Raw genomic sequence first — 20,014 nt, 5'->3', positions numbered from 1 at the left:
ACCTAAAATTTGGTATAATCATGAAAGAAATAACATATTTACTCCTTACGTTCTTTGTTCTAGTGATGGCGTGTGAAGAAAACGAGGAGCTTCCCGGTCTACAAACAGTAGGGACTTCTACTGCCACCGTAGTAGAGTACAGCTTGAGCAACGATGAACCCCAGCCGGGCGAAAATGTTACTCTCTCTATCAACTACGTAAACCCGGTAGACGATCCCGCTACCCAAATTGAAATACTAGAACAAATTGGGAACGGCGATTTTACTGCACTTACTCAGCTAGACGAATCATCAGCTAATTCCGGCAGTGAGGTTAGCCGGACGGTGAGTTATACGGTTCCCGCTTTAGACAGTGGCACAGTGGTCACATTAGATATGCTACTTCGTACTCAGCGAGAGTTCCCGCAACGAGAGCGGGTTGAGCTAACTGTACAATAGATGCCTTACAAGAGGTAATAATTGATGAAGAGAGTGCAGATGACTCTGGCACTCTCTTTTTCAGGTTGGGTGCTAACTTGTCACCAACGTATTCCGTAGAAACAACCATTTAATCAAGTGCTTATTCATGTTCGGATTTTTCAAGAAGAAACAGACTACTCACACTCCGGTTTTGGCGGATCTCAACAATAATCCTATCAGCGAGGGCGATATAGTCCAGTCGTTACGCTACGATTTGGGTAAATGTCGAGTGATTGCTACCGATAAAGGACTGGCTTACGAATCAATGGAAAATGGAAAACAAGTAAGCTGGCACCTGATGGTAGATGCCTCTACCGATTTACAGAAAGTGCAAAAAGTAGTGCAAGAGCCAATGAACAATGGGCAGTGAGCAGTGTACAATGGAAAATTGATAATGGATAGTGAGTGATAATTAATAGAACAAGTAGTTAACAAAGATGCTATCTTTTCCGGTCTTCGGTCCCGGCGGGGATCGAATAGGCGAAGCTACCGCTCTGGTTTCCGGTTTCCAACTTCCAACACCTAATCCCTAACTCCCAAACCCCAACAATAGGGTCATTCACTCATTCATTTTTGGTTTTTTCGGTAGCTAGCAGCTTTTTTAGCTCATTCAGTGCTGCTACATTTTTAGGATGACCGATATTTTCGAAAATATTATTCTTCTCTCGACTGGTAAGTCGCCAGCTTAACGAGGGGCGTTCTAGCGTACTCCGATCAGGGTTCAGCAACTTCCAGCTCTTGGGTACCTCCGAGGTATACTCCAGATAAATACTGTGCATATCTACATCCAACCACGATTGGGCTAGTTCAATCCGGTCATCGTTACTAATATCCTGAATATTGAATAAATTGTCGTAGAAGAAGCGGAACGGAGCTACCATGCGCTCAATAAGTGAGGCACTGTTCGGCGCTTTAACATCCTCAATCTTTTCCGAATCGCGAATGTTCAGTAACACCACTCCTGAGGTGTGAGTATTAATCCATTCCCGAAACACAAACATAAACCGTAGCGCATCCGAAATACCGAAATTATCAGTCATGCCCGCATCCATGATTTGAATAGCCGGTGAGGTGGGTAAAGTAACGTTGGGAGTTACGTACGGAAATGCCGCATTCATTCGTAGAGCGGTTAAAAATCGTAAGCTATCGGCGTGCTGCTGATGTAGTAATCGGCGAAAATCTACCCCTTTGATAATTGACCGGTGGCTACGATTTTCGTGAGGTAACCGAATGTGCATATACGAAACGTGCTGAGGCGAGATGTACAGCTTACGGCCATCGTTCACAATAGCCGGAGTGAGTATTATCATCGGCATCTCGGCATTTTGTTCCGGTACCCGATAATCGCTTAGTTGCTTATCCAGCAAATGATGGGTATTCTTATTGAATTGTTCTTCAAAGGCGTAGCCTCGGTCTTTAGTATAGGTAAACCCTCCGTACGAGAAAGTCTGGTTACGCACCATCAGATCGTTCACCAGCAAGGTGAATATAATCGGATTTAGATTGTCTTGGGCAATTAGCTGGGCGTAGTAAGGATCGTAAATAGATGGCTGTTCCGACGTATTGTTACGAGCTAGCACAATAGGCAAATTTGGCTTCACTTGCTTTCGCTGGTCTTGCCACGCCAGCTCCCGGAAATAGGCTGCCCCAATTAGCCCACCCGAAGCTCCGGTAAATAGCCGGGTATGATCTATTAACCTTCCGTCAGTAACACTATCGGCGTGCTGTAGTGCCACGGTGGTCCACATCGCCGAGCGAAGCCCACCGCCACTGGTACACACCAGCACCATCTTCGGACGATATTCGGCACTGTAAGCGTACTGGTCGTACATGCGCTCATACCATGTATCTAAAATCTTTTTAGTAGCTTGGTAGTCCTGGTGGTAGTAGCTGGTATCGTTCAGGGCTTTCAGACGATTGAGCGAATATTCAGTCTCTACGGTGGCATAGTCTAAGCCAAACGCCCGATACGAATTTTCGCCCCACTCGTAGCGCACGAATATATTTAGTAAGAAAAAACTAACAATAACCGCAGTAGTAGCCCACCCCTTCAGCCAGAATGAAACTGCCCCGGCCATCATCAGAATAACCGTAATGAACAGCAAAATGCTGGCAGCAGCAGGAATCTGCACCAGAGGATTACTACTGAAGATGCCCAGTACCAGAATCAGCGCAAAAATAAACAACTCGATAATTACCGAATTGAGATGGTTCTGGTTAAATACTTGCAGCACCAGCGATTTATCGTGTTGAACCACTGGTGCTTTTCGCAACTGTAGTCTTAAATCCAGGTAATTATCTACCCTTCGCCCCCCTTTCTTCGTTTCTTTCCAGTTACCCATAATACGAACCCGAGAAAAACGCACTTTTTTCAGTTTTCGGTTTACGGTAGAAGCCAACAGGCGCACAATGTCTTGGTTCGTCCACCGGAAATACTCAAACGTTAACAGAACAATCAGTACCAGTCCACCGAAGAAACCAGCCATCTTTTCGGCAATTCCCAAGAAGTTATTGTATTCGTTGGCTAGCTGAAAGTTGATTAGGCAAAGAAGATAAATACTCAAGAAGAAAAGAGGAATCAGGCTGTTGTTTAGCGCAAATTTTGCGAAGGGGCGCGATAGGGTACCTACGAATCCGAAGCCAGGGCCGTCCAGAATATAGCAGGTAATATGATAAGCCATTGTAAATCCGCCAAAGGCCATACCTACCCACAAAAAGCTAAAAAAATTAACCTGCCCAAGGTATTCCGGGTCAAGAAAGAGGTAGGGAATACCCAAGCTTTTCCCGAACTGACCAATAACAATGGAGATAAGCAATACCCAACAGAGCAACAGCAATTGATTCTTCCGCACATGCAAAATTAGCAACTGCACCGGAAGAGAGTAATACAAAGGCTCCACGATATTTTTCATCAACTTACTCACTGTGTACTGATAACGTGCCTACTGCGATTCAGGTATTGGTTGATTGCGTTTAAAGGTCTTGGGTTTAGCAAGCTATAAGTTTTAGGTTTACGTATTTTTAGCTTGAGAGGATTGAATGGCTTATCACACATATTTCTTTAAATAATTAATCAGACTTGATAATTGCCGGGATAAGACAAGCAATTCTTCCCTCATTGCTTCATACTGTCGAACGTTGATCATTTTTACGCTATGCAAAATATATAACTGACTTCGTAATTCGCCCGCTGAACCTTTGGCGTATCTCAGAAAACGGATAAAATCCCGATTGTTGTCGTATTCAAACCCTTCAGCAATATTGCTTGAGATAGAAAATGCAGACCGTAAAGTCGCTTTTTAACGGCGGTTTATTAGTCAGGCTAAGAATTACAGAAGCAATAGAAGAAGCTTTTTGCCAAACCTCAAAATCCTGAATCTTCTTCATCCCTGTCAAAACCTATAATTATAAGCTTGCAACCTGCAACTTTAAACTTTTAGCTTCAAGAACTGTACCCTACTTGCTACCAGTATACAATTCGTACTCTAAAAGCTGAGAAGGTAGTTTTCCGTTGAGAAATTCTTGCTTACGGCTGGTTTTTAGGCCAATTTTCTTAGCCAGATCCCGATTAGCGGTAAACACGTATCCGTAGTAGCCTGCCCCTTGTTGCTTGAAAAAATCCCCGATTCGGGCGTACAGCACTTCTAGTTTACGTTCTTCGCCAAGTCGGGCACCGTAGGGTGGGTTGATAACAATAACCGGATTACCAGCAGATGTCTTTTTGACCTCAGGCACCGAAGTTTCGGCAAAGTCGCTTAGCTGAAACTGAATAAGGTGACTTACCCCCGCCGCTCGGGCATTTTTTTTAGCCGCCTCAATTGCGTCTGGATTACTGTCAGTAGCTACAATATTTCGCTGGGCATCCCGCCGCGACTGCTGGTCTAGCTTCAAGTCTTGCCGTAGCCGTCGCCAGATACCGCTCTGGTACGACTTAAGGTGCATAAAACTGTAGTTGCCCCGAAGTAGTCCGGGGTAGGTTTGTTGCTGCATTAGGGCCGCTTCAATAGCAATGGTACCACTCCCACACATTGGATTAATAAGTGGTTGTGAGGGATGCCATTGGGTAGAAAGCAGTAGAGCCGCCGCCAGCGATTCTTGCATGGGAGCCGCCACGGTAACTTCCCGGTAGCCCCGCTTACTCAGGCTTTCACCCGATGTATCTAGGTAAATGGCAGCTTCTTCTTCCGTCCAGTACAGAAACAGCACTACCCGGTCGTTCATTGGTCCGGAGTTAGGGCGACGACCAAACCGTTTCATAAAACGATCTACCACTGCATCTTTTACTTTCAAGTTGGCAAACCTCCCGTCGGAAATAGTAGGGTGCTTCACATACGACTGCACTGAAAAATAGCCGTCCAACGGAATCTGATTTTCCCAGGGGTAATTATAAATCTCCTGATATAACTCGTTGGGCTGATTAATCGTGAATGACTTTAGCTGGTACAATACCCGGTGCGCGGTTCGTAGTTGTAGGTTGAGCCGCATAGCATCTAAGAGTGTGCCCTCAGTTTCTACATCCAGGCGATTGATACTCTTGACGGGTAAATTTAGCCCCTCAATTTCTTTGGCTAAGATTGGACTGATGAGAGGCGCGCAGGTAACGACGATTTTTCGGGTGTAAGACATACTTTCTACTTACGGAAATTTCCAGTAGAATTCCCGGTTTTCGCCACTAATTTTTAGTATTGATGCAAACTTCTCAGTAATTGTCTTGCAACCCACTGAGATTCAGTCGTAAGCAAACTTCTCTGATAATTTTGCCCAAAGCACTCGGGGATTTAACCAGGAAACTGTAGTTTTGCTTCCCCCAAATTAATGATTGATGAATAATGCTATCCGATATTCATCAGTCATCATTCATTAATCATCCATCATTACTCATTATCATGAATACCTGGTTTACCTGCAAGATAAAATATCAAAAAATAGACGAGAAAGGGAAAGCGAAGAACGTATCGGAAATGTATTTGGTAGATGCGGTTTCGTTTACTGAAGCTGAGCGACGTATTTACGAAAAAATGGAATCGCTGATTCAAGGTGAGTTCTACGTGACTGGCATAGCCAAGGCAAAAATTTCGGACGTGTTTAATTACGAAGACAGCTACCTCTGGCACCGGTGTAAAATGGTGTATACCCTGGAGGAAGAAGGAAAGGGAGCAGAGAAGAAGATCACCAATTACGTACTGCTTACCGCTCCTAATGTAAAGGAAGCTTACGACCGAATGTACCAAAGCCTGAATAATATGCTGGTGGACTTCCGGGTGACCGAAATTGTAGAAAGCCCCATCGTGGAAGTGTTTCCCTACGAATCTCCCGAAGAAGAAGACACCAAATTTCAGGAAGCCCCGGATAATTATCGCCCACTTTCTGAGGTAAACGAAGATCAGTCGGTGTAGTAGGGACGTGATTAATCATATCCCTAGTGAACCAATAATTTCCGGTAGAACACTTTATTATCACGCTGAAGGCGAAGTACGTAGATACCTTGTCGCAGTGGCTGAGGTACATCAACTGGTAACGGAAACTCGCCGTAGAACAGTTGATGGTGCAGCACCACCTGGCCTTCCGGGGAAAGTAAACTTAGTGTGATATTCTTTTGGTACCAAAGTAGATTCTCCAGATAAAATACGTTCTGCACCGGATTAGGATAAATTTTCAACGCCCGGTCTTCAGGGTCAATTTGGGTACTGGCTACGTTTCGCACCACCAGTGTTTTGCTTACTAAATTAGTGCAACCATCGCTACGGGTAGCCAGCAACCGAACGGGATATACACCAACTGAGTCAAATTGAGGAGTGACCCGAGCAGCTTGATAAGCGAAATTACCGTCGCCTAAGTCCCACTGCCAATTGATTGATGAATCACTTTCGTTCAGGGGAAATGCCTGCAATACCGCCATATTGGGTTCAGATAGATAAATAGTATCCGATAAAGTTTTAAAATCAGCAAAACGATTGATTTCTACGCTTACCGCAGTAGCCTTGCTTTCTATCAAACCATCCAGATTGGTGATGTAAATGGTGGTATTCATGGCCACCGAATCGAGCAGCAGCCTTCTTCCTGCGTAAATTGGAGTAGCAAGACTGGCATCAGGGTAAAAGTAAAACAATTCGCCATTTTCGGGTGAAACAGTTACCGCCTCACCCTGGCAAATACGAACGGGCGACAGCTCCGGCTCTTCAGCCTGGGTACGAATAATGTTCTCTTCTAGCGTATACGTACAGTTTAAATCTGCCGAGTCTACTTCGTAGATCAATGTTAAACGCCAGTCTTCTGTCGGCGAATCAGAAAAATTGTGGGCAAACGCTGCTTGCTGGCTAACCTCAATATCGTTCACCAACCAAGTGTACTGGGTAATAGCCCGGGTATCTCCGGTTAGACTAATGTTCAGGCGATACTTGTTAGAAAGATCAATAGTATCCAGTGCGTAGCGAATTTGCAAATCGGGTTGCCACACCTTAATGATTACCGGTAGCGGACGGCTATCAAACTCTTCGGCGGCATTTACCACGTATAACGTATCATCTTGATTGATTGCTTCAGTCGTAAATTGTTCTCCTTCGAACAGCAATTCAGTTAAACTAGCATCGGCAAATACGTTGATGAGAGCGGTGTTCGTTGCTTGCAAACTAACCGATTCGCCCCGGCAGATGAGCTTATTCTCCAGCTGGGGCATAATAGCCCGTTGTACCACTGTAATTTCCTTAGAAAGTGTAGATCGGCAACCCGGGCTGCTAGTTACAGTCAATTGAACGGTGTAGGTTCCCGTTTGAATGTAAGTAGTCTGCGGATGCTGTTGCGTACTACGAAAGCCGTTGCCAAAGTTCCACTCCCAAGCTACGGCATTCAGGCTTTCATCCTGAAAATTGAGAACATAGTTCTTTGTCTCGTCTAAAAATAGCGTATCGTTTTGCCAACCTGGATTTAGGCTATCAATGACTGAAAAAGCGGCTCGGGGCTCTCGAATTAAGACATTGATCTTCTTGATTCGTTCTTCGTAGCCTTTGGCCAAGGAGGCTGCGTAAAGTGCGGTATCTTGGGTAATGGCAGTCGTTGTCAGCTCTTGTCCCTCAGTAAGTAGGGTAGCACCTAAAGCATCCTGATAAAACCGATGATCATCGGCCAACTGAATAGTAGCGGTGCTGTCAGTACAAACCAATACAGTAGTTAATAACGCTGGTTCGTTCTGGTAGTCCGCGTAAAATGCTTGCGCCTTGGTTGCGGCTGATTGCAATTCGGCCAAACTGCTCCCGGCTACCCAGGCAAAGGCCACCACCTGTCCTTGGTTCTCCAGAATGCTATCTACCGTAGCAGCTAACACCTGAGCTACATCGTTTCCCGCTCCGTTTGTACCTGCTTGCGAGCTATTGACTCCTTGGGCAGCCCAATCGTATTTTTCCCGTTCCGAAACATCAGCCCCAATATCCGAAGTATTTCCGTTTAAACTTTGCAGATTCAACGGCTGATGATTAGCCGTTTGGTTTGTCAGCAGAGCTAATCCGGCGTAGGTTTCTTCGCTGGTGCTATAGGAATAGGCTAATGAATAGGTAGCATCCCAACCTGTGCGGTTCTCAGTTCGATCATCTAAATTCCAATTAGTGAATAAACCAACGGATACATCAGTGAGGGTGCTATCGGCCCGATTTACTACCCGATACTCCGATATGATATAATTTTCGGTACTGATGGTATCAGCTAGCCAGGTTTGTTCCACCCGAAGACTTAGCGAATTGGTTGCATTAGCATCAGAGAAGGCCGAGCGAAGTTGGTACGCCGGAACTGCCGCCTTAGTAAAACGGATATTATCTTCCGCCTGAAAATCTTGCTCACGGTTCAGCTCAGTAAAATCATTGATAAAATTATCCGAAACATAAGCGGAGTCAATGCCAATTAGCAGTCCGGCTTCGGTAGCAACCGCTTGGTTTTGGTAGCGAACACTGCCTACGGAGAAACCACTGGGATCAAAGGCTACTTCACCTTGATTTCCTACGGTGATTTGCAAATCGTTTTTGGTGACACTCGGATAATTCGACGAAGAAACAATAAAGAAATACTGATAATCCTGATACGTGCCATCTTCCAAGCCTAAGCGAAAGTACAGTTGTTCACTTGCTGGCAAATCATCGCGAAGCACCACCCGAAACGGTTGCGTAGTATTAGAAACAGTTCCTAAAGAATCAATGGCACCGGGTCGAAATACTGAATCTAGCACCGTTACATACTCGGAAACTGACGACAGAATAATCTGAGTGTTAGCGGTAGATGTTGAAAGTAGATTCTGCATATCTACGCGAATGGTGAGCGTATCGCCGTAGTAAGCGTACGGCCCCGCATGGTTGCGGCAGGCGAAGTCTGTCATGCGTAGTGCAGGAGACTCTATTGGTTTTAGGGCCTGAGCGGCTTGTAACAATCCGGCTCCTAAAGTTTCATCGTACCCCTGGTTTGCGGTTACGTCGCTAACATCTTTGGCTGATAATCGCATGATTTCCATCACCTGAGGGGCACTCAAATCGGGGTATTTTGACCGGACTAGGGCAGCGGCTCCGGCTACCATTGGGGAGGCAAACGAGGAACCTGATCCACTGCCGTACCCATCATCATTTTTGGTAGTGTAGGTACTACTGCCCGGAGCGACTAAGTCTACGAAGTAACTAGAGGTGGTATTTGCTACTCGCCCCCCTTCATTGTTGGCCATTGCCACAGAAAGCACATTGTTAAAAGCTGCTGGATAGAAGTCCTCCTGCTTACCGCTATTACCCGCCGCAGCTACCACTACTGCATCTTTTTCCAGCACGGCGTAGTTAATCATATCCTGGCCAAATTCAGAATACGCATTAGCCCCGCCCCACGACAAATTAATCACCTTACAACCCTGGTCAGCGGCGTAGGCAATAGCCTCGTAGCCGAACCCAAACCGCCCATCCTTAGAACGGAAGATTTTAATCGGCATATACGAAGCATTAAAGCCCAGACCGGCCATTCCCACCCGATTGTCGGCACTAGCACTACCTACTCCGGTAACCATTGTTCCGTGCGGGTCCTCATCGGCCGTAGGATCGTTGTCGTTGTCGGCAAAATCCCAGCCCACGTAATTATCAATATACCCGTCGCCATCGTCATCTATGCCGTTTATGGGGTCTGCTTCGTTGCGGTACAGATTATCAGTCAAATCTTGGTGACCAAATTCTACTCCGGTGTCCAGGTAGCCAATGAGCATATCAGAATTACTGCGTTCAATAGCCCAGGCTTCGTAGGCCTGCACTGATTCCAGATAGCGTTGCTGCCCATTTTTAGCGGCCTCGGGATCATTAGGAATGTATTCGTTCAGTGGTTTTAGCAGGTAATACGGTTCGGCGTATACTACTTCGCCTAGTTGCAGCAATTGGTTAATAGTGGCTACTACGTCTCGCTCAGTATGCAGGCGGTAGATTTGAGCCGTTGGCTCCTGCCGAGCGAGAGGGGCTACTCTAGATGGTTGGTCGAGCACCGAAGTGATTTGCTGTGTCTGCGTAATCTCCCTAACCTGCCGTAGCACCGACAACGATGACCGTGCAGTGCGGGTGCTGGGACTACTCTGAGAGCGTATTTTCAGCACAATTTCACCCGGCAAATAATCTGCTTCCGAAATTCCGGTAGGTAAGCGAAAAGTTCGGGATTGCGCCTGAGTAGCGTTGACCTTCGCTAGAAAAAAACCAATAAAGAAAAGAAAAATGAATGGTTGATAACCGATTCGCCCAAAAATCATCATGACCCACTACTACATTGCTTCCCCTCTTTACTAGCGAAAATTGGGTCAGTAATGCCTAGCGAATCTGGCTCTTTACGTCAAATACTACACATGACACATTTGGTGGTAAAATGAATGTTCAAAGTGTTAGGGTGTTAAATTATCAGCTCTACGCTGAAACATCAACAGTATGCAATAAATACCATAGTACCAAGAACTATAACACCTTAACACTTCAATACGAATAGAATTCATCAAGGGAAGATACCACGGGCAACGTAGGCGGTAGCAATTTTTTCCATCGCGCTAATGAAAGAAGCTATGCGGAGGCTACCGGTTTCTTTGGTTTTCATAATTTCCCAAATGGTATAATAGGCGTTCATCATTGTTTCTTCCAGACCGGAGTTCACAATATCAATCTCACCCGCCCCTCGTACCAGTGAGCTTCGTTGCGTATCCGAAAGCTGATGCCCCGTAATCTCCTCCATAGCCGCTACCATACTGCGGTTGGTCAGCTCTTCGTAGCGTTTATCCATGCGTCCGAAGGCTACGTGCGATAAGTTCTTTAACCACTCAAAATACGATACAGTAACCCCGCCAGCATTTAAGTAAAAATCAGGCAATATGCGTAATCCCTTCTCCTGAAGTATATTGGCTGCTTCGGTTGTTACCGGGCCGTTGGCTGCTTCGCCAATGATCTTTGCCTTAACCCCTGGGGCATTTTCGGCGGTAATCTGATTTTCTAAAGCAGCTGGCACCAAAATATCACAGTCGTACTCTAACAGCTCAATAGAGTTCTGAATATTTTTAGCATTCTTATAGTCGAGAATGGAGCCTTTCTCCTGCTTTAACTGATATACTTCCTCTACATCTAGGCCATTAGGATCATAGATTCCTCCGTTGTACTCGGCAATTCCGGTAATAATTGCCCCGCCTTCTTGCAAGTATTTGGCAGAGTAATATCCTACGTTTCCGAGTCCCTGAATAATTATTCGTTTGCCCTCCAAACCCGGAGTTAGACCCAAGCTTTCCATATCTTCCGTAACATCTACCGCAGTACGAATACCGTAAAAAACCCCGCGTCCGGTAGCTTCGGTTCGCCCACGAATTCCGTGTAAAGAAATGGGTTTTCCGGTAACGCAGGCTAGCGCGTTAAGCTCACCAGTGTTCATTGATGAGTAGGTATCTGCAATCCAAGCCATCTCCCGGGCTCCGGTTCCGTAGTCAGGGGCAGGTACATCCTGGGCAGGACTAATAAAGTTCTTGCGAATAAGCTCAGTCGTATACCGTCGGGTAATTTTTTCCAATTCGCTTTCGCTGTATTTGCGGGTATCAATCCTTACTCCTCCTTTAGCTCCACCAAAGGGCACATCTACTAGGGCGCACTTGTAGCTCATCAGCGCGGCCAATGCTTTCACTTCATCTTCATTTACCGCCATGCTGTAGCGAATACCTCCCTTTACCGGCAGGCGGTGGTGGGAATGTTGCACTCGGTACGCCTCAATTACCTCGTAGTTTCCATTATCCAACTTTACTGGAAAGTTCATTTGGTAAACACTATTACATTGTTTGATCTGATCGAGAAGCCCTTGAGGTAACTCTAAGTACCCGGCGGCTTGCCCGACGAACTTATTGACGTTGTCAAAAAAGCTGTAATTTTCCATAATTTAATGATTGATGATTAATGATTGATGAGAAAGATGTATTAGTCATTACTCATCATTCATTAATCATTATTGCTTAAGGTAAATAAAAGTCGAAGGTTATACCGCGCATACAGCGAAAATGTTTTTTGGGGCACTGCTGATAGCCTATTTTGGAACAGGGGCGACAACTGACCCGGTTGTTTTCTAACACTGTAAATTTGGTACGGTAGGGGTACATGCCAAATGCGGGAATAGTGTTTCCCCAAATGCAAAAAATATTCTTCTTAAACGCCGCCGCAATATGCATAAGCCCGGTATCGTGGGTAAATACGTAGCGAGCCTGCCGCACAATAGAAGCCGATTGGTTAAGGTTAAACTTTCCGCAGGCATTCCAGATTAGGGCTTTCTTACCCAGCTCCGCTAATTTCTCTTCATAATCGTGCGAAGCTTCATCACGAGCAAAAAATTGCGCTACCTGCTCCCCGGTTTCCCAGTCGTTCTTGTCGCCCAAAAGAATAATGGGTTTATTAATTCGGTCACACAGTTCAATCATCCGATCTACCGGAAGCTTTTTAGTATTAAATTGTGCTCCAATGGCGTACGCTACAAATCCTTCGCGGTGGGTTTCGGGCAGCCAGTCCGGCTCTACTTCATCTTGCTCCGGTATAAAGTAGTCTAATCCCAAACTATCCATTTTCACACCCAGTGGCGCTACCGTTTGCATATAACGGTCTACAATATGCACATTGGGCAGCTTATCAATTTTAAAGTTAACCATCAGCCACTTCTCCACGTTTAGTTTGGAAAAGCTATGGCTTTTAATCCCCAAGCGTTTCTTGATAATTTGCGTGCGAAGATTGTTGTGTAAGTCAATAATGTAGTCGTACTTTTCTAGCCTCAGCTGGGCAATGAGCGACGATAGTTTGTTTTCTAACAAGTAGATTTTATCGATATATGGGTTCGTTGCCATTAGGGAATGATACTGCTGCTTAGTAGCGTAGTGTACCTCAGCCTCTAATTGGGTTTTTAGGGTTCGAGGAACCGGGGTGGTAAGCACAATGTCTCCGATAGAAGAAAAGCGGAGTATCAATACTTTAAGTTTTTTCGCCATAGGGCAAATATAGACGATGATGATTAATGATTAGTGAATAATGATTTATACTCACCGACATTAATCATTAGTATGTTGTTTTTAATTTTTTCTAAAATTCCGTAAATTTCTATAGGCTTTTTTGTTATCATATTAACGAAGGCCGTTCATCAACCTGATTTTATGAGAGACTGGATATATACTAGCTTCATTTTTACTCTACTATTTTTAGGCATTGCCCCACTGTCGATGAGCCAGATTGTTCAGCCGGAGCGGATTGAGATTGAGATTGACAACAACAGCGATAATTACGTGGTTGTCTCGGCCGAAGAACGAGGATTGATGCTGTTCCGAGAAACCGAGGCGCGACAGAAAAATGGAACCCGCTTGTGGGAATTTATTTACTACGATACTGATCTCAACGAAAAGTGGAAACGCTCTTACGAACTTAACAGTTTGCTATCGTTGCGAGGCTACGACTATGACCGGGGGCAATTATGCATTTTGTTTCAGAAGGGGCAATACCAGGATAAGGCGATGGAAATGATGAACATGGAAGTAGCCAGTGGCGACACAGCCTATCATTCTATCCGACGAATTGTTCCGGTAAACCTGGAGTTCTTTGAGATTATCGGTCAGACTGTGGTGCTGGGCGGAAACGTTAACTACCGCCCGGTGGTGGTGCACTACGATATGCTCTTACGAAAAATTAGGGTTCTGCCGGATATCTACCGCGAAAACGGAGAAATTATTGATATTATCCCGAATAAGCGCGACAATACCTTTGACGTACTGATTGCCGAGGTCACCCCGGAGAAGGTGAAGACCGTTACAGTGAAAGCTTACGATCAATACAGCAATCTGCTTCAGAGTGCTCCGCTTAAACCGCAGGGTAGGCGTAACCTACTGGACGCGCAGGTTACCGAATTTGATGGGCAGAAGCAGTTTCTGGCGGGTACCTACGGCCCTAAACGCTCCCGCTACTCCCGAGGGCTGTTCGTGGCTACCCTCAGCCCCAATGGGGAGCAGCAGATGCGCTACTACAGCTACGCCGACCTGGAAAATTTTTTCGGTTACATGCGCGAACGCCGTGAAGAACGCGTAAAACGTCGATTGGAAAAGAAAAAGCAAGAAGGCCGGAAAATTCGCCTCAACTACCGAATGGTGGTACACGAGCTTATTGCCGATGGTGATAAGTACATCATGCTGGGCGAGGCTTACTACCCTAAATACAACAGCTATTACTACAGCGGTTTTGGTGGGTACGGCTCATACCGCGACAATAACATGTACTTTGATGGGTATCGCTACACCCACGCCATTGCAGTATGCTTCGACAAAAAGGGCGAGCTACTGTGGGACCATGCGTTTAAACTAGACAACGCTAAAAGTATGCAGCTCAAGCAACTGGTTCATGTAAACTCCCAGCAAGACCGAGTAGTGCTCATGTACTCCTTCGACGGTGAGATTACTTCTAAGGTCATTCAAGATAACGGCGAAGTACAGGATGTAGCTACCAGCGAAGTAGCTTTACCCCGACCAGAGGATGAAGTGCGTAAGAATGACAAAGAGGTATTTGGTATTCAAAAGTGGTACGATGAATACTTCTACGTGCACGGCACCCAAGATATTCGTTCTATTGCTGACTCCGGCCTAAGCTCCACTCGCAAAGTGTTCTTCATCAATAAAGTAGCCTACAATTAGCCTTTCGCACTTTAGAGTTCTTAGCTGTTTCTTTACTCGTCCCGCAAGCAATCCGCTGGATTGATTCGGGCGGCTTTCACGGTTTGTAGACCTACGGTAAACCAGGCAATGAGTAAGGCTACCAATCCCGCTCCGGCAAAATACCACCATTGAAGTGAAATGCTAAAAGCAAACCCTTCTAGCCACTGCTGGGCAATGAAGTAGCTTATTGGTAGCGCGATAACAATAGATGCTAACACCATTTTGGTAAAATCCGTCGATAATAAACGAACAATGCCAAAATCGCTAGAGCCCAATATTTTGCGGATACCAATTTCCTTTAACCGGCGCTCTGCCGTGAAAGCTGCTAAACCAAAAAGACCTAAGCAGGAGATAAGAATTGCTAACCCCGCAAAATATTTGGATAAAGTGGACACCCGCTGCTCAGCCGCATAAAGTGCCTGATAGTCTGCGTCTACGAACTGATAATCAAATGAGTAGCCAGGATTGAAGTCCTGATAAAACTCCTGAAGCTGAGCTAATGTTTCTCGTTCCTTACCGGCTTCTATGCGAGCTACAATATTCATCGCAAACTCAAAATCTGCTTTTATAAATGCAGGTTTTACTGATTGGTGTAACGATTCAAAGTGAAAGTCCTTTACCACTCCAATAATCTGCCGGTCTTGGCCCCAGAGATTTACCGTAGCCCCTACTGGGTTGGATAACCCCATCAGTTCAATGGCAGTTTCGTTGAAAATAATCGCTGAACTATCGGTGCTAAATTGGCGTGAAAAGCTTCGTCCATCTACTATTTCTAGATCCAATGTCTCCATCATATCGTAGCCCATGCTAAAGTTCCAGAACTCAACCACATCGTCGGGATTCTTCCCTTCCCAACTGAGTCCAACCGTTGAAGCATCGCTGCCAACCACATTTTGTTGCATACTGGAAGCATTCACCACTCCGGGAACCCGTTTTATTTCGGACAAAAAGGTTTCTGGGTTTTCAGCGATCTTTCCGTCCATCGGAAAAGTAATTAGATTCTCTTTGTCATACCCTAGATTCCGGTTCTGTACAAACGCAATTTGCTGATACACTATCCAGACAGATACGATTAATATAACCGAAAGAGCAAACTGAAATACGACCAGTCCCTTACGTGCCCACATTTCTCCTACCGAGCTTTCTAATTTTCCCTTGAGCACCTTCGTCGGATTAAAGCCCGAAAGATACAGAGCCGGATAACTCCCTGCTATCAGCGCGGTGAAGAGGATAATTCCTAGTAAAGACAGAATGAGGGAAGGAGTAAACTCCAGTGATAATTGCTTACCCGTAATCATGTTGAACTGGGGTAATAACAAGGCAACTAATACAATAGCAGTCAGCAGCGACAGGAACGACATCAGAAAAGATTCACCTAGATACTGAGCAACTAAGGTAGATCGGCTAGCCCCAACCGCTTTTTTTACACCTACCTCCTTCACCCGGCGGGATGCCTTAGCAGTAGATAAATTCATGAAATTGATACAGGCGATCACCAGAATGAAAATGGCAATGATAGAGAACAGATGGACGTACTCAATTCGCCCTCCGGTTTGTACTCCGTTTTCGTAGGTTCCGTGTAAATAGCCCGATGAGTAAGGGCGAACAAACAGCGTACGAAAATCATTTTCCTGGTACTTACCGTCAATATAACGTTCAATTTTTTGGTTAAATGCCGCCACATCAGTACCCTTCTGAAGTACCAGAAATGTATTAGGACCATTATTCCCCCAACTCTTCACCCCCGGGTTGATCTCCTTGAATGCCTCAAACGACAGGACAAAATCAAATTGAGCGGTGGAATTACTAGGAACATTTGCAAATATACCGGAGATAGTAGCTGTTTGCGTAAATTGTAACAGATGCCAGTCCAGCGCTTTGCCCACTACATTTTCAGTAGTCCCGAACAAACGAATCGCAACATCCTCAGAGATAACCACTGAATTTTTATCCGTTAGCATCTGACTTTCTTCTCCCTGCAATAAGTTGTACGAAAAAACGGTAAAGAAATCTTCTCCGGCAAATTGTCCGGGCGCTTTCACACTTTTCTCATCGACCGATAGTATAAAATCCCCGAACCAAACCGATGGGGTAACCGCCGTAGCGTATTCCACTTCCGGCATATCTTCGGCTAAGGACTCGGCCAGTAAGCCCGGCGTCCCCTCCTGCGTAGTGATACCATCAGCCTGATTCATATCCTCCATCACCTGATACAGCCGAGCATCTTTCTCATGGAACTTATCTACCTTCAACTCATCGTTTACCCACAAGAAAATAAGCAGCGCACAGGCCAAGCCCGATGATAAGCCGATAAGATTGATGAAGAATGTGCTACGAAAGCGTTTGAAGTTGCGGTAAATGAGTAGAAAGGTGTGTCGAAGCATAAGTATTAGTTTTTTACAACCACCCTAGTTCAATTCGTATGCCACCCCCGATAATAGGCTTAGTGGGCGAAATAGGCAATTAAGCAGCTTTAGTCATGTTCGAATACGGTCACCCTTGTTCGGAATCGAACACAGATTCTCACCTATTGCCAGACCTGTTCCGGCGTTTCTATCCTACTATGATGGAGACCCCGGCATTCGCGGAGCCTCAGCTGGGGAAAGTATAAATAGCAAATACGTATTGCCGGATGAGCATAGCGAATTCCAGCATTTCCTACCTTACTATATGGGAGACCCCGGAACAAGTCCGGGGATAGGCACATCTCAAGTAGGGAGTAAGGATTATTAACGGCTCCTTCCCTCAGTTTTATATTGAGATAAAACAGTGGTCAGCTCTTCCACCTTCTCCGATTCTTCCACGTAAAGGTTATTCTTTTCACCAGGGTCTTCAGCTATGTTGTATAGTTTTCCGGTAGGTTCGCCTTCGGCAACTTCCTCTCGGCGGGGCTGGGTGAAGCCCCCGGTGCCTAGCCCAAAAATCAACTTCCAATCGCCTTTGCGTACTGAAAACATGCCGTCTAGCGAGTGATGCACTACGGCTTCGCGGTGTAAGTTTTGCTGTTCGCCCAGCATAACAGGTAGCAGATTGTAGCTGTCTACCCCAACCTCCGCCGCCAGCGAATCCCCGATGATGGCAGCAGCCGTCGCCATCAGATCGGTGAGGCAACCTAGAGCACTAGAAGTTTGATTTGTTGGAATACGCTTGGGCCAACGGGCAATAAAAGGTACGCGATGTCCACCTTCGTGAATATCAGCTTTCTGCCCCCGCCAGTCAGCATTCCCTGCGTGCTGGTACTCTTCGCCTACATGGTCTATATGCGCCCCGTTATCACTGGTGAAAATGATAAGCGTATTGTCCGTCATTCCTTGCTCATCTAATGCTTGCATCACTTGTCCTACTACATCATCCACCATCACCACAAAATCACCGTACTTACCCGCCTTACTCTTTCCCCGGAACTCTTCAGTAGGCAACCAGGGGGTATGCGGGGCGTTAAGCGGAAAGTACAGAAGCAAAGGTTCATTGCCTCGGGTTTGCCCGTGTTCTTCAATCACTTGTACGGCTCGTTCGGTAATCTTGGGTAACACTTGCCGATGGTCAAAATCGGGCGAGGCCTCCCCACCTCGCCAAAAGCCCTTGGCGTAATCGGGACTACGCTCTTCGGCTGCTACACTGTCAGTAGGCGGTGTTTCCCAACCGTTATTCTCAATATAGCCGTAGGGAGCCATATCCAGCGAAGCTGGGATACCGTAGTACTCATCAAATCCTAAATCAGTCGGACCACCCGCTTCAAAAGCTGTAAGAATATCCACATCCCCCGAAGTGCCGAGCGTTGTTATTGAATCCTGGTGCCGCTGCCGGTAATCCGAGCCTTCTTTAATCTGATAAGGCAAACCCAAATGCCACTTCCCTACCCCGGCGGTGTAGTAGCCATTGCGCTGCAACAGGTCAGCTACGGTTACTTTCTTTTCAGGAATAAGTGGCAAGTCATACCCAAACAGCACTCCTCGCTTTAGTCGACTGCGCCAGGCATATTCCCCGGTCAGGATACCATAACGAGTGGGAGTACAAACCGAAGAGGGAGTATGCATATCAGTAAAGCGTATTCCTTCCTGAGCCAAACGGTCAATATTGGGCGTAGAAATTTTAGAGTCGGGGTTTTGAACCGATATATCGCCCCAACCCAAATCATCCGCCAGAATGTAGACAATATGCGGGTGATCCGGTATATCATCTACTTCAGAAGAATCAGTACGGGGTTGGCAAGCAGCAATAAGTAAGCTGAGTAAGAGGAATAGTCGTAGGAGCATAGAAAAGGTGTTTTGGTATTATGGTGCTAAATGTCATAGTACAGTTATGTTTGGGCGTATAACGTCATACAATCCGACTCTTAGACTGAAATACACTCATACGTAACACCACCGCACTATAACACTATTGTTAAAACATTTCCCCTAAAATTAAACTTCTTCTTACAGAATCAAACCCAACTATGGAAGCAAATAACGACCGTATTATCAGTGCCCTACAACAGAAAGGGGTACTTAAGCAACAAATCTACCAACAGACTAAAGAAGTATTTCAACAACTTAATGAGGTACTGCAAGGCATTGCCAAGCATACCGCCGGGGCGATGGGCGAAGACAGTCCGGTAGAGGTGGCTTACAAAGCACAAAGCGACTTTGAATCATCGTTACGCTTCTCCGGTGATATGCTGGTATTTATGATGCACACCAATGTGTTTACGTTCAACCCAGAATACTTTGTCCACAAATCGGGCTACGTAAAGGAAGACCCCACCCGTGCCTACTGCGGAATGATTGTGGTCTATAACTTCCTGTCAGATTCATTGCGTTACAATCGATTGTCGGATGTGGGCTACCTAATTGGGAGAATATTTATCAACAAAGACCGTCACTTCTTTGTGGAAGGCCGCCGGGAGTTTGCTTTTCGCTACAGTAGTTTCTCTCAGCAGCCTATCGATGAAAAAACGCTACACCAAATGGCCGAGGCAGCCGTAGTCCATGCCATAGACTTCGATTTATTCGTTCCCCCCATTGACGGAAGCAAGCAATTGAGCGTAAAAGATAAACTACAAGCCAGTGGGCTGTCGGCCATCCGCACTGGCAAGCGGGTAGGTTTTGAGTTTCTGCGCGATCAAGAATAAAATTACAATCTCGCTTCGCTTATCCAACCTTTAGGTCGATTTCTGTTGATCTTTACTTTTTCGTATCTACTTACGTAGTGCAAAATTTGCTTTTTCCAAGAAAAAACAATAGGTTTATAAGGTGAATTTTTAGTAGAGTCCTTCTACATTAGAGTGTTGATTATTCGTTGTTGTACCATAAAAAATGCTACCTGAGTAGTTTACATTTTACCGTTCTCGAGCACTAACATTAAAGATTAACAACTAGACTTACAC

The 20,014-nt window shown here is 45.6% G+C and carries 12 protein-coding genes and 1 pseudogene; 5 read left to right on the top strand and 8 right to left on the bottom strand.

Annotated features, from left to right (window positions below):
* The first annotated feature begins 20 nt into the window (after window positions 1-20).
* Window positions 21-437 carry a hypothetical protein gene (locus P0M28_RS19955; RefSeq protein WP_302204540.1) on the top strand — a complete coding sequence of 139 codons (417 nt, stop codon included), beginning with the start codon at window positions 21-23 and terminating at the stop codon, window positions 435-437.
* 127 nt (window positions 438-564) lie between these two features.
* Complete coding sequence (locus tag P0M28_RS19950; RefSeq protein WP_302204538.1) at window positions 565-828, top strand: hypothetical protein; 264 nt, start codon at window positions 565-567, stop codon at window positions 826-828.
* A gap of 193 nt (window positions 829-1,021) precedes the next feature.
* Here the strand turns inward: P0M28_RS19950 and P0M28_RS19945 are convergent, their stop codons facing one another.
* The 3 genes and pseudogenes from P0M28_RS19945 to P0M28_RS19940 all read right to left on the bottom strand — a co-directional run bounded on the left by P0M28_RS19945 (window position 1,022) and on the right by P0M28_RS19940 (window position 5,084).
* Entirely contained in the window at window positions 1,022-3,370 is a 2,349-nt protein-coding gene (locus P0M28_RS19945) for a patatin-like phospholipase domain-containing protein (protein WP_302204536.1), read from the bottom strand.
* A 135-nt stretch (window positions 3,371-3,505) separates the two neighbouring features.
* Window positions 3,506-3,736 (bottom strand): annotated as a pseudogene (locus P0M28_RS31135) (four helix bundle protein); the annotation flags it as partial.
* A gap of 178 nt (window positions 3,737-3,914) precedes the next feature.
* Window positions 3,915-5,084: a THUMP domain-containing class I SAM-dependent RNA methyltransferase gene (locus P0M28_RS19940; protein WP_302204534.1), complete on the bottom strand. Its 1,170-nt coding sequence runs from the start codon at window positions 5,082-5,084 to the stop codon at window positions 3,915-3,917.
* A 260-nt stretch (window positions 5,085-5,344) separates the two neighbouring features.
* Between P0M28_RS19940 and P0M28_RS19935 the strand changes: the two genes are divergently transcribed.
* A complete protein-coding gene (locus P0M28_RS19935) occupies window positions 5,345-5,854 on the top strand; it encodes a DUF4494 domain-containing protein (RefSeq protein ID WP_302204533.1) in 510 nt (169 codons plus the stop codon).
* A gap of 23 nt (window positions 5,855-5,877) precedes the next feature.
* Here P0M28_RS19935 and P0M28_RS19930 read toward each other — a convergent pair whose 3' ends face one another.
* The 3 genes from P0M28_RS19930 to P0M28_RS19920 form a co-directional block, all read right to left on the bottom strand.
* Entirely contained in the window at window positions 5,878-10,206 is a 4,329-nt protein-coding gene (locus tag P0M28_RS19930) for a S8 family serine peptidase (RefSeq protein ID WP_302204532.1), read from the bottom strand.
* Between the two features lie 233 nt (window positions 10,207-10,439).
* Complete coding sequence (locus tag P0M28_RS19925) at window positions 10,440-11,849, bottom strand: Glu/Leu/Phe/Val family dehydrogenase (RefSeq protein ID WP_302204530.1); 1,410 nt, start codon at window positions 11,847-11,849, stop codon at window positions 10,440-10,442.
* A gap of 76 nt (window positions 11,850-11,925) precedes the next feature.
* Window positions 11,926-12,942 (bottom strand): glycosyltransferase family 9 protein, encoded by a 1,017-nt coding sequence (locus tag P0M28_RS19920; protein ID WP_302204528.1) that lies wholly within the window; start codon window positions 12,940-12,942, stop codon window positions 11,926-11,928.
* A 162-nt stretch (window positions 12,943-13,104) separates the two neighbouring features.
* Between P0M28_RS19920 and P0M28_RS19915 the strand changes: the two genes are divergently transcribed.
* Window positions 13,105-14,625 (top strand): hypothetical protein, encoded by a 1,521-nt coding sequence (locus P0M28_RS19915; protein WP_302204527.1) that lies wholly within the window; start codon window positions 13,105-13,107, stop codon window positions 14,623-14,625.
* 32 nt (window positions 14,626-14,657) lie between these two features.
* Here P0M28_RS19915 and P0M28_RS19910 read toward each other — a convergent pair whose 3' ends face one another.
* Window positions 14,658-17,030, bottom strand: a complete 2,373-nt coding sequence (locus P0M28_RS19910) for an ABC transporter permease (protein WP_302204525.1) — start codon at window positions 17,028-17,030, stop codon at window positions 14,658-14,660.
* A gap of 345 nt (window positions 17,031-17,375) precedes the next feature.
* Complete coding sequence (locus tag P0M28_RS19905) at window positions 17,376-18,902, bottom strand: sulfatase family protein (RefSeq protein ID WP_302204523.1); 1,527 nt, start codon at window positions 18,900-18,902, stop codon at window positions 17,376-17,378.
* Between the two features lie 182 nt (window positions 18,903-19,084).
* On the opposite strand from P0M28_RS19905, the gene P0M28_RS19900 reads away from it, so the two are divergent.
* Window positions 19,085-19,759 (top strand): hypothetical protein, encoded by a 675-nt coding sequence (locus P0M28_RS19900; RefSeq protein WP_302204522.1) that lies wholly within the window; start codon window positions 19,085-19,087, stop codon window positions 19,757-19,759.
* The last annotated feature ends 255 nt before the right edge of the window (window positions 19,760-20,014 follow it).

Origin of the sequence: Tunicatimonas pelagia (assembly GCF_030506325.1) — a bacterium.
Taxonomy (GTDB): Bacteria; Bacteroidota; Bacteroidia; order Cytophagales; family Cyclobacteriaceae; genus Tunicatimonas; species Tunicatimonas pelagia.
The sequence above is the reverse complement of the archived record's forward strand: the minus strand, read 5'-3'. Positions and strand labels throughout refer to the sequence as shown.